The sequence below is a fragment of the Pseudalkalibacillus sp. R45 genome (assembly GCF_052246725.1).
Classification (GTDB): domain Bacteria; phylum Bacillota; class Bacilli; order Bacillales; family Fictibacillaceae; genus Pseudalkalibacillus.
Genome location: NZ_JBQQCL010000036.1, coordinates 1 through 11,674, shown reverse-complemented (window position 1 = coordinate 11,674; position 11,674 = coordinate 1). Strand labels below are relative to the sequence as shown.

14 protein-coding genes are annotated in these 11,674 nt (G+C 42.7%); 12 read left to right on the top strand and 2 right to left on the bottom strand.

The features are described 5' to 3' along the window. Positions 1-319: 319 nt before the first annotated feature. Together ypjB and ACTWQL_RS24575 are read left to right on the top strand one after the other, a co-directional pair. On the top strand, positions 320-1,132 hold the full coding sequence (gene ypjB / locus ACTWQL_RS24580) for a sporulation protein YpjB (RefSeq protein WP_443144990.1): 813 nt from the start codon (positions 320-322) through the stop codon (positions 1,130-1,132). A 39-nt stretch (positions 1,133-1,171) separates the two neighbouring features. Then, positions 1,172-1,846, top strand: coding sequence for a zinc metallopeptidase (locus ACTWQL_RS24575; RefSeq protein ID WP_443144989.1), 675 nt, complete (start codon positions 1,172-1,174; stop codon positions 1,844-1,846). A gap of 288 nt (positions 1,847-2,134) precedes the next feature. Here ACTWQL_RS24575 and ACTWQL_RS24570 read toward each other — a convergent pair whose 3' ends face one another. Continuing rightward, entirely contained in the window at positions 2,135-3,007 is an 873-nt protein-coding gene (locus ACTWQL_RS24570) for a YitT family protein (protein ID WP_443144988.1), read from the bottom strand. 202 nt (positions 3,008-3,209) lie between these two features. Here ACTWQL_RS24570 and ACTWQL_RS24565 point away from each other — a divergent pair, with 202 nt between their 5' ends. From ACTWQL_RS24565 to panD, 10 genes are all read left to right on the top strand, one after another. Beyond that, entirely contained in the window at positions 3,210-3,548 is a 339-nt protein-coding gene (locus tag ACTWQL_RS24565; RefSeq protein WP_221565174.1) for a nucleotide pyrophosphohydrolase, read from the top strand. Next, complete coding sequence (gene dapB / locus ACTWQL_RS24560) at positions 3,545-4,351, top strand: 4-hydroxy-tetrahydrodipicolinate reductase (protein WP_443144987.1); 807 nt, start codon at positions 3,545-3,547, stop codon at positions 4,349-4,351. The genes ACTWQL_RS24565 and dapB overlap by 4 nt, the downstream gene beginning before the upstream one ends. Before the next feature lie 9 nt (positions 4,352-4,360). Further along, positions 4,361-4,774: a methylglyoxal synthase gene (mgsA, locus tag ACTWQL_RS24555; RefSeq protein WP_443144986.1), complete on the top strand. Its 414-nt coding sequence runs from the start codon at positions 4,361-4,363 to the stop codon at positions 4,772-4,774. Further along, a complete protein-coding gene (gene bshB1 / locus ACTWQL_RS24550; protein ID WP_443144985.1) occupies positions 4,771-5,475 on the top strand; it encodes a bacillithiol biosynthesis deacetylase BshB1 in 705 nt (234 codons plus the stop codon). Before mgsA ends, bshB1 begins: the two co-directional genes overlap by 4 nt. Positions 5,476-5,477: 2 nt before the next feature. Continuing rightward, positions 5,478-6,623, top strand: a complete 1,146-nt coding sequence (bshA, locus tag ACTWQL_RS24545; RefSeq protein WP_443144984.1) for an N-acetyl-alpha-D-glucosaminyl L-malate synthase BshA — start codon at positions 5,478-5,480, stop codon at positions 6,621-6,623. 12 nt (positions 6,624-6,635) lie between these two features. Then, a complete protein-coding gene (locus ACTWQL_RS24540; protein WP_443144983.1) occupies positions 6,636-7,826 on the top strand; it encodes a CCA tRNA nucleotidyltransferase in 1,191 nt (396 codons plus the stop codon). Further along, entirely contained in the window at positions 7,799-8,785 is a 987-nt protein-coding gene (locus ACTWQL_RS24535; RefSeq protein ID WP_443144982.1) for a biotin--[acetyl-CoA-carboxylase] ligase, read from the top strand. Before ACTWQL_RS24540 ends, ACTWQL_RS24535 begins: the two co-directional genes overlap by 28 nt. Before the next feature lie 588 nt (positions 8,786-9,373). Next, positions 9,374-10,210 carry a 3-methyl-2-oxobutanoate hydroxymethyltransferase gene (gene panB, locus ACTWQL_RS24530; protein ID WP_443144981.1) on the top strand — a complete coding sequence of 279 codons (837 nt, stop codon included), beginning with the start codon at positions 9,374-9,376 and terminating at the stop codon, positions 10,208-10,210. Next, positions 10,207-11,097, top strand: coding sequence for a pantoate--beta-alanine ligase (gene panC / locus ACTWQL_RS24525; protein ID WP_443144980.1), 891 nt, complete (start codon positions 10,207-10,209; stop codon positions 11,095-11,097). The genes panB and panC overlap by 4 nt, the downstream gene beginning before the upstream one ends. Next, on the top strand, positions 11,079-11,462 hold the full coding sequence (gene panD / locus ACTWQL_RS24520; protein ID WP_443144979.1) for an aspartate 1-decarboxylase: 384 nt from the start codon (positions 11,079-11,081) through the stop codon (positions 11,460-11,462). The genes panC and panD overlap by 19 nt, the downstream gene beginning before the upstream one ends. Here the strand turns inward: panD and ACTWQL_RS24515 are convergent. Further along, the coding region (locus tag ACTWQL_RS24515; RefSeq protein WP_443144978.1) for a hypothetical protein at positions 11,345-11,674 on the bottom strand (330 nt) is incomplete at its 5' end. The genes panD and ACTWQL_RS24515 overlap by 118 nt on opposite strands.

Here is an 11,674-nt window from a genome sequence, read left to right as displayed (position 1 = left end):
GTCGCATGCCTTGCGAGGAGATTATTCAGGTAGTAGGCACGCTGATCCCGCAGGACAAGGAAAGCTTCGGCAGCGTTACATCGCACGAAGAAAATGCGATTTTCATTTTCGAGGAGTCTCGCACCTTCCTCTCCAATCATCTTGCACAAAGTGAGTTTTAAAAATGATTCAAAAGCAACAATCTTTTAGAAAAGAGCCAAATAGAATAGCGTTCTACACTTGTCCTATCCTTCATAAGATGAACTATAGATGTGGTTCAACGTCAGTGTGATTTGTGCAAAAACAAGGAGCTAGTTTCTTTAGAGGAGGGACAAGTTTTATGAGGGGAGTATTGTTTGCGCTGCTGCTCATGTTACTCATCCAATTACCTGCATCGATAAGCGCTGCTGAAGATGGAAGTGATCATTGGAACAAGCTTAGCGACTTATCGTATAAAGCGCTTCAATTAACTAAAGCGGAAAAATATGCAGATGCAAAAGAGGTATTACGTTATTTTGAAGATGAATATCTCAGTTTAACGGATGAGCAAAAGAAATTATCGATGCATAATCTCAGGGTTTTTACAACGAGCTATGAGGAATCACTCAAAGTATTGACGAATACATCAGCCACACATGAAGAACGTGTGGATGCTTTAGTCGAATTGCACTTGTTGGTAGATGCTGTAAACTCAAATCACCAGCCGCTTTGGAAATCTACAAAGAATGAATTGATGCGTTCATTGGAACAAATGAAGGATGCAGCTGCAAATCAGGAGCTCCAAAGTTTTTACGCGCATTTCAATCAATTTTTATCCGAATACGATAAGATCCATGCTGCTTTAAGTGTCGATCTACCTCCAGAGTTATTAACCCGTATAGACTCCTACATCACCTATTTGGATGAGAACCGATCCTTGATTGTTACGACTGATCATCAGCTCCAACAGATCAATGTTATTGAAGCAGGGTTAATCGATGCTTTTGAAACGACGAATGAGGACGGCGCCGATCCATCGATCCTATGGCTCATCTTTACCGTCGGAGGCGGGATTATTTCTACATTATTTTATGTAGGATGGAGAAAATATTCAGGAGAAAAGAAAGAATACCAAACGTTTTCAAAAGAAAAAGAATATAACCGCTTCCGTTAAGTGTTTTTCTAAATCGCACTGAAGGTAGGTAAACCTAAAATGTTTCTAATTTATTTTCTGCTATTGTTGGCGATTCCATTATGGGCTCAATTCAGAGTAAAAAAAGTATACAGAAAATATTCGCAGCTTCCTTCTGCATATGGAATGACTGGAGCTGAAGTCGCTCGTAAAATCCTTAATGACAATAATCTTTTTGATGTAGAAGTGGAACCTGTAAGAGGGAAGTTGTCAGACCATTATGATCCCAGGTCAAAAGTGGTCCGGCTTTCAGAGGATAATTATTATGGCCACTCGATCGCTGGAACAGCAGTAGCAGCCCATGAGGTAGGACACGCCATCCAGCACGCCAACCATTATACACCTTTAAGAGTGCGCCATGCTTTAGTGCCTGTGGCGGCAATCGGTTCCAACCTATCATATTTTCTGATTCTGATCGGTATATTAATGAACGCTGCAAATTTGATACTCCCTGGAATTTTACTGATGGCTGGAGCTGTCCTTTTCCAACTCGTGACGTTGCCGGTTGAATTCAATGCAAGCAATCGAGCTATGGACCAGATTGTACATTTAGGTGTAATCCGTAATGATGAAGAACGGCAAGCAAAGAAGGTTCTGAACGCAGCAGCATTGACTTATGTTGCATCAGCGTTAGTCGCTTTGTTAGAACTCGCGCGATTTGTATTCATCTTTCTAGGAATGAACCAATCTGACTGATCGCAATTAAAATTCGTTTGATGGACATCGTCTGTCAGCGGATTTTTTTGCGCTTTTTTATTAATCTTTGCTAAATACTAAAGGCTCCCGCGGAAAGCGAGCATCCTGGAGCGGAAATCAACGACTTTTAAAGAAAACTTGGTGAGACCATGCCTTTTGTAGGTCGAGCCTTAGTTGCCCTTATACTGAAGAAAGTATTTTATACTTTCTTTAAGTGCAAGAGCAACAACGTTTGCGAATACAGCCATACTAAAAAAGGATTGCGCGTCAGCGCAATCCTTTCACTATTCAATCATGTAGTGGGTTTTTGTTTTCATCCAGCGTGAATCCTTCGCCAAGTACATCATGGACATCATTCACTGCAACAAATGCATGCGGGTCGATTTGCTGGATGAGGTTGCGTAATCGGAAAATTTCATTACGTGCAATGACGCAATATAGGACTTCTTTTTGTTGTCCGGTAAATGTCCCTTTTCCATTTAAAACCGTCGCTCCCCGATCCAGTTCCTGAATGATACGGTTGGCAATTTCCGCATTCTTTTCTGAAATGATCATGGCAGCCTTTGCAGCATACGCTCCCTCCTGGATGAAATCAATGACTCTCGCTCCTACGAATACAGCTACAAGTGTGTACATCGCTTCCTTATAATTCAAATAAGTAATCGTTGCGGATAAGATGACGAGCGCGTCAAATAGGAACATTGTCTTTCCGAAACTCCATCCAATATATTTGTTGACGAGTCGGGCGATGATGTCTACCCCACCAGTTGTACCACCATAACGGAAAATGATACCTAATCCAACTCCGATGAACACACCTGCAAACAGGGCAGCCAATGTCAGATCTTCATGCAACGGAAACGATAACCTGAAATGATGTTGGAAAATCCATAAAAACAAAGAAACAGCCACTGTCCCGATGATCGTATAAATGAATGAATTTCTTCCTAGTAACCTCCATCCGATCAAGAATAATGGAACGTTCAATACGAGGTTGGAAATTGCGGGATCGATGGCAAAAAGGTTGTAAAGGATAAGTGTAATCCCTGTAAATCCACCTTCTGCAAGGTTGTTCTCAATATTAAAATGAATGATGCCAAAACTGAAAATTGCTGAACCAAGCAAGATGAATAATACGTTTTTGATTTTGATCTTCAGCATAGGAAGCCTCCTTTCACAATTCATGTTGTTTGACGACAAGGTTGGAAATACTAACCATGATCAGAATTTTTCATACACATTGAAAAAAACAGCAATTTCAACTTTGATAATTGCTCCTTAATCAATCTATCCATGTCTTAATCATTTGTCAAACGGTTTCGATTTAGCTAACATGAAGAGTAGTATGAAATGAGGTGTAGATATGGATGAACGTACAATGAAAGAGATGCAGAAGGCAGTAGATGACTATATAGGACAATTTAAAGAAGGTTACTTCAGCCCGTTAGCGATGTTAGCAAGGATGACTGAGGAATTAGGGGAACTTTCACGCGAAGTTAACCATCATTATGGTGAAAAGCCGAAGAAATCCACTGAACGCGAACAAACGATTGAAGAAGAATTAGGAGACCTTCTATTCGTCATCATTTGCTTTGCAAACTCGTTACATATTGATTTAGATGAAGCACTCCATATCGTAATGGAAAAATTCAATACAAGAGATAAAGATCGTTGGACAAGAATCGAGGAGGCAGGAGAATGAGCCAGGAAAATATCCGCATTATCATTGCAGGACCAAGAGGCAAGATGGGAAAAGAAGCTGTGAAAATGGTGAATGGAACAACCCATTTTACATTGGCGGCTGTAGTCGATACGAAAAATGCCGGTAAGACATTAAATGAATTAGAGGATCAACCTAATCTGGACCTCCCGGTCTATGATGATTTTTTAACATGTATCAATGAAATCGAAGCTGATGTACTGATCGATCTGACGAAACCTGAATCAGGAAAAAAACACTTGGAAGCGGCTCTTGAGAACGGGATACGTCCAGTCATCGGCACGACAGGGTTTACAGATGAAGAAATTCAAAAGTTCACGAAATTGGCAGAAGAGAAAGAGTTAGGTGCAGTCATTGCGCCGAACTTTGCTGTAGGAGCAATCTTGATGATGAAATTCGCCCAAATGGCTGCTAAATACATGCCGGATATTGAAATTATAGAAAAGCATCATGATCAAAAGCTCGATGCACCATCTGGAACAGCGGTGAAAACGGCACAAATGATCAAGGAGGTAAGGGAGCCGAAAGTGCAAGGGCATCCTGACGAAAAAGAAGATATGGAAGGTGCTAGAGGCGCGGAAGAGGATGGTTTAAGAATCCATAGCGTACGTTTGCCTGGTTTAGTGGCACATCAAGAAGTCTTATTAGGCACAACTGGACAAACCCTTTCCATCAAACATGATACGATCGACAGAAGCGCGTTCATGCCAGGTGTGAAAATGGCAGTCGAAACAGTGATGAAACTCGACGTTCTAGTCTATGGCCTTGAAAACTTGATGGAATAGAGGAATATTATGAATATTGCACTGATTGCTCATGATGAAAAGAAGCAGGATATGGTCAATTTTACAGTCGCTTACCAGCCTGTTTTAAAAAAACATAACCTATTTGCTACTGGAACCACTGGGATGAAAATCGCAGAAGCGACAGGTTTGGATGTCCACCGTTTCAGGTCCGGCCCTCTCGGTGGGGATCAACAGATTGGAGCGATGATTGCAGATGATAAAATGGATCTTATCATCTTTTTCAAGGATCCATTGACAGCTCAGCCGCATGAACCAGATATTGCTGCGCTCATACGGCTTTGTGATGTCTATCAAATTCCATTAGCTTCGAATATGGCTAGTGCGGAATTGTTCATCCATGCACTAAGACGTGGTGATTTCGATTGGCGGAAAGTGATTCATGAACGGGGGGGAAGATCATGACAGGAGACCTCGATATCCTGGCGTTTGGTGCACACCCGGATGATGTTGAAATTGGTATGGCGGGGACGTTGATTCTTCATACGCAAAAAGGATACAAGACTGGCATATGTGATCTAACGTTGGCTGAACTTTCTTCGAACGGTAATGTAGAGATTCGTCAGAGAGAAGCTGAGCAGGCTGCTAAAGTGATGGGGCTTCAAGAACGTCTCAACCTTGAGCTTCCGGACCGGGGCTTACGCTTGACTGAATCATACATCCAAAAAATCGCACAGGTTATCAGAAAATATAAACCTGCTATCGTTTTTCTGCCTCATCCCGAGGACCGTCATCCTGATCACGGGAATTGCAGCCGATTAGTCGAAGAATCTGTTTTTTCAGCTGGCATACGCAAGTATCGTGTTGAGGAAGAGTTGGCAGCACACCGAGTTGGTAAAGTGTATTATTATTTCATCAACGGTTATGAGCATCCACATTTTACCGTCGATATCTCGGGAGTTTCTGATAAGAAAAAGGAAAGTCTGAAAGCGTATAAAAGTCAATTCATTGCAAGTGATGAAGGTGTAGAAACCCCGTTGAACAATGGTTACATCGAAGCTGTCGAAGCACGCGATACACTTTTCGGTAAAGAAGCAGGGGTTAAGTGCGCCGAAGGATTTGTCTCAAAACGTCCGCTTGTGATCGATGATTTGTTAGGAGATTGAATATGAAAAAACTGAAAATCGGCATTACTTGCTATCCAACAATTGGAGGGTCAGGTGTAGTCGCAACAGAGCTCGGAAAGATGCTGGCAAAGGAAGGACACGATATCCATTTTATCACTTCAAGCATTCCGTTCCGACTTGAAAAATTTTATCATAATATCCACTTTCATGAGGTAGAAGTCAATCAATACTCGGTGTTCCGATATCCACCGTACGATTTGACGCTTGCGAGTAAAATGGCTGAAATTGCTGAACGTGAAAAGCTAGACCTGTTGCATGTCCATTACGCTGTCCCTCATGCAATCTGCGCTTATCTTGCCAAGCAGATGGTCGGAGAGAACCTTAAAATCGTTACGACATTGCATGGTACAGACATAACGGTTTTGGGTAATGATCCAAGTCTAAGTGAGTTGATCCGATTTGGAATTGAAAAATCCGATTCAGTAACAGCGGTATCCAAAAGTCTCATCGAACAAACAAAGGTGCTTTTCGGTACAGAAAAAGAAATCGATTGTGTGTACAATTTCATTGATGAAGGAGTATATCAACGAAAGCATAATTCAGAGCTGCGCAGCAACTATGGAATCGAACAAGATGAAAAGGTCCTGATCCACGTATCGAATTTCAGATCGGTCAAACGAGTCCCAGATGTCGTGAGAACTTTTCATAAGGTTCGGCAAAAGCTTCCTGCTAAACTCTTGTTGATCGGGGATGGACCAGAATTAACAGTTGCTTGCAGATTGTCGAAAGAACTAGGTCTTCAAGACGATATCCTCATTTTAGGAAAACAGGAGAACATTGCAGAATTGTTCTCGATCAGTGATGTCAAACTTCTTTTATCGGAAAAAGAAAGCTTTGGATTGGTTCTCCTTGAGGCAATGGCTTGTGGCGTTCCGGTAATCGGCACGAATATCGGCGGGATACCTGAAGTGATCGATGAGGGCAGGACTGGTTACATATGTGAAGTAGGAAATATCGAGCAGATAGCTGCTAGAACATTGGCGATCCTTCAGGATGAGGAACTTCAGCGGGAAATGTCCATAAACGCAGTAGAACATGTTCAAAATCACTTCCATTCGAAAATGATTTTGAATGATTATCTGGAAGTCTATGCAAAAACGCTCGGTCTGAAGTCTGTCCGGGTATAGGAGACGTTTTACATGTCCATTACACTTGCACATGAAATAATTGAAGAACTGGAGCATCATGGGTTCGAAGCCTATATCGTCGGGGGTGTCGTACGAGACCGGCTGTTAGGCCGTCAAATAGGTGACATAGATATAGCGACGTCGGCAATGCCTGATGAAGTGCAAAGAATATTCCCGAAAACGATTCCTGTGGGGATTGAACATGGTACGGTCATCGTCCGGCATGGCAAACAATCGTTTGAGGTTACAACTTTCCGTTCAGAAGGCCTTTATGAAGACTTCCGCAGACCAACGGAAGTCCAGTTCCATCAATCGATCGAAGCAGACCTGTCGAGACGGGATTATACCATCAATGCCCTGGCTCTCAATCGTGATGGGAGTATAATCGATCCATTCGGCGGTCAGGATGATATTGAACATAAACGTTTGAAGGCAGTCGGTTTACCGGCAGAAAGGTTTAAAGAAGATCCATTGAGGATGATGAGAGGGATCCGATTCGTTTCGATACTTGGATTTGGATTTGAAGAAGAAACCTATTCCGCACTAGTGGAAAATGCTTATCTTCTTGAAAAGATTTCAATCGAACGCATACGGGATGAATTTGAAAAGATGCTGTATGGGGAGTATTGTGAGCACGCACTGGGCTTGCTTGAGAACTCTAAAGTGAAACAACATTTGCCAGGAGGACCGTTCGATCTCCAAATCAATCTTTGTCAATATCGATGGGATAGGCTGACGTCCACTGAGGAAAGGTGGGCAGCCTTTCTTATCCGCATAGGGATAGAGGATGCATATGAATGGCTGCGTGCATGGAAACTGCCGAATCAAGTGAAGGCAAAAACGGTTCTGATTGTTTCTCTTATTCAAGGTTTAGTCGACTGTGCCTCTAGGCTTACCATTTATAAGTATGGTTTGGACGTTGTAAAAGCAGTACTACGAGTAAAGCGGTTCCTTGGAGAAGAACTGGAATTGGAAGAGGAGAAACTAGAAGCTTTACATGCGCAGCTCCCTATCAAAAACCGATCAGAACTGGCAATGGATGGGAATGATCTGCAACGATTTTTAAAAAGGAGACCAGGTCCTTGGATTGCAGAGTATATCGAACAAATCGAGCGAGGTGTCATTGAGGGGAAGATTGATAACAACCCCTCAGGAATAAAGGAGTGGATTGAGGAATGGCAACAACCACAAGAGAAAGATTGATCAGTCTCCTGTCTGACACAAATGAATATAAGTCTGGGCAGAAATTAAGTGAAGTGTTGGGTTGTTCAAGAACGGCTGTGTGGAAGCATATCGAGGAACTGAGGAAAGAAGGGTATATTGTTGAGGCTGTACAAAAAAAGGGATATCGGATTACTACACGGCCCAACAACCTTATACCAGGAGAAATCAAACATCAACTTGACACCAAAAAGCTTGGTCATGAGATCCATTATGAAGAAAGTGTCGCTTCTACTCAAGAGATTGCACATCAGCATGCACTGAAAGGAGCACCTGAAGGGTCGATCGTGATTGCGGACGAACAGACATCAGGCAGAGGAAGGCTTGGAAGAGCCTGGCATTCTCCGAAACGCAGCGGGGTATGGATGAGTGTGATCCTGCGGCCGAACATTCCTCCACAAAAAGCACCACAGCTCACGTTGCTTGCTGCGGTTAGCGTCGTGCAAGGGATTGAAGAAGTCACAGGTGTTGATGCACAAATCAAGTGGCCGAACGATATTTTGATTGATGGCAAAAAGGTAGTCGGCATTCTTACAGAGCTTCAAGCAGAAGCAGACAGAGTCAATTCAGTCATCATCGGTATCGGAATCAACGTCAATACACCTATAGAGGCTTTCCCTGATGATATTGCTACGATCGCTACATCTCTGAAGATCGCAAGTGGAAAAGAAGTTGAAAGGGCATATTTGGTGCGAGCGATATTAGAAAAGATGGAGAAGCTATATCACCTGTATCTGGATCATGGTTTTGCTCCGATCAAACTATTATGGGAAGGTTCGGCAGCAAGCCTTGGAAAGCGGGTACGTGTACGGACAATCACAGGTGAATTATACGGGAACGCCCAGGGGATTACCGAAGAGGGGGTCCTTTTAGTCGAAGATGACGAGGGAACGATCCATCGTGTGTACTCTGCAGATATTGATATCCCCCGAGAATCCTAAGAAAACATTCACCTTCAGAACTTTTGACTGTGATTGGAACTGGGAGACTAGAATCGCGGATGATCTAGTGAAGTAGTAATTAGTGGGCATCTATTTAGAAGGACTTAGGTGCCCTCTTTTTTGTGAAAACAGGGTCTTCTTGGAATTTAACTCACATGAATTAATCGATTGTGTGGTTGCCAGGTCCCCTTGTTATGATCAGGTAATCTTTTAACACAGGAGTGAATTATCTGCTATAATGATCATGTAGGCGGTATCGTATCAACGAACTGCACTTATCGACATGTGTATACGTTTTGATTTCGTGATTGTTATGGTTCTGCCTTGATCCGAGCATAGGACATGGACAGAGGGATGAAAGTTTGTAAGCGTTTTAACTCCCTTCTTTCTCATTGTCTGAAAGAAGGTTTTTTTAATGCAAAGGCCGCGTTGAATGATGATATTGATTTCTTCGATAATCACTCCCCTTTTCGCGGGCGATCCGCAGGAGTGTCTGTCGCGAAATTCGCTCACAATCAACTATCAAAGCCAATGCATAAAGATTAAACATCGCTTTCATCTGCCTCTGATTTTAAAAGGAGGAGAAGTATGAAACTGATTGGTGATTTTAAGAAGATGAAAGAAGAGAATGAAAAAGTCGTGATGCTGACAAGCTATGATTTTCCTTCAGCAAAAATTGCTGAAGAAGCAGAAGTCGACATGATTTTGGTGGGTGATTCTCTTGGCATGGTCGTACTTGGTTATGAATCCACCATCCCAGTAACGATGGAGGATATGATCCATCATACGAAAGCGGTGAAAAGAGGAGCATCAAAAACGTTCGTGGTAACGGATATGCCTTTCATGAGTTATCATACATCTACATCTGATGCATTAAAAAATGCTGCCCGTATCATGCAAGAAGCAAGTGCTGATGCAGTCAAGGTTGAAGGGGCGGGAGAGGTAGTCCAGGTCATTGACCGGCTGACAGATGCAGGTGTTCCCGTTGTAGGTCATTTGGGATTGACGCCGCAATCTGTTGCCGTTTTGGGTGGATACAAAGTGCAAGGAAAAGATGCTGTTGCAGCAGAAAAATTAATCGAGGACGCACTGGCTATCGAAAATGCAGGTGCATTTGCATTGGTGTTGGAATGCGTGCCCCGCCAGCTTGCAGAATTAGTGAGCAAACGTCTATCAATACCGACGATCGGTATCGGGGCGGGACTAGGAACGGACGGTCAGGTGTTGGTTTTCCACGATCTTATCGGTTACGGGTCACACCGCGTACCGAAATTTGTAAAACAATATACGAATGTATCCGAACAAATCGGATTATCGATAAAAAATTACGTCGAGGACGTAAAAGAAAGGCGTTTTCCTGAAGATAAACATACTTTCACGATGAAAGAAGAACAGTTGGCATCCCTTTACGGAGGAAAAGTATGATCATCATCGAAACAAGAAAAAGAATGCAAGAATACATGAGAGAGAAAAAACAAAATGGATTGACGGTCGGGTTTGTACCTACAATGGGATTTTTGCATGAAGGACACGTTTCACTGATGCGTCGCGCCTCTCAGGAATGTGATATCGTTATCACGAGCATCTTCGTCAATCCGCTTCAATTTGGTCCGAGTGAAGACCTGGACCGCTACCCGCGTGATTTTGAAAGGGATCAGAAGATTGCACGCGAAAATGGGACTGATGTGCTCTTCTATCCTTCCAATGAAGAAATGTATCCAAATGATGCTGGGATTAAACTCGTTGTAACAAAAAGGACGGAAGTACTCTGCGGAGAAAAGAGACCAGGTCATTTTGATGGTGTCGTGACAGTCCTAACGAAATTGTTCCATATCATCAAGCCTGACCGGGCGTATTTTGGCCAGAAAGATGCGCAGCAGGTTGCGGTGGTGGATGACCTGATTCGTTCGTATTTTTTTCCGATTGAATTGATAACGTGTCCGACTGTTCGAGAAGAAGATGGTCTGGCAAAGAGCTCAAGAAATGTCAACTTGAACGAAAAGGAGAGGGCAATCGCTCCAAAACTTTATGAAGCCCTAACATTAGCAAGTGATAAAGCAAAACAAGGGGTAGCGGTTTCTAAAGTCAAGCAAGACATGCTGGATCAATTAAATGGATTGGAATATGGAAAGATCGACTACGTCGAACTATTATCTTATCCAGAATTAGAGACTGTCGACTCATTTGGACAAAAGACGATCATCGCTGTAGCATATAATTTTGAAAACGCACGTTTAATCGATAATATCATCATAGATGCTGTTCGATTGCAAATGAAAGGGGAAGACAGGCAATGTTCCGTACAATGTTAAAAGGTAAAATCCATAGAGCCAGAGTTACAGAAGCCAATCTCAATTATGTAGGCAGCATCACAATTGATGAAGATATTTTGGATGCTGTCGATATGCTTCCGAACGAGAAGGTGCAAATCGTAAATAATAATAATGGCGCTCGTTTCGAAACGTACATCATAGCCGGTGAAAGGGGAACCGGCACGATTTGTTTGAATGGCGCCGCAGCACGTCTTGTCCAAACCGGAGATGTCATCATCATTTTGAATTACGTAATGGTTACTGAAGAAGAAGCACGCAGCCATAAACCAGCTGTTGCGATCATGGATGAGAACAACAAGATCATCGAACAGATTTCACATGAACCAGAAGCAACAATCCTATAGGAGCTCTCCACGTGAGAGCTTTTTATTTTTTGCTCTTTTCTAAAAGATTGTTGCTTTTGAGTTATATTATAAAAAACACCTTGTGCAAGTTGATTGGAGAGCAAGGTGCGAGACTCCTCGAAAATGAAAATCGCATTTTCTTCGTGCGATGTAACGCTGCCGAAACTTTCCTTGTCCTGCGGGATCAGCGTGCCTACTACCTGAATAATCTC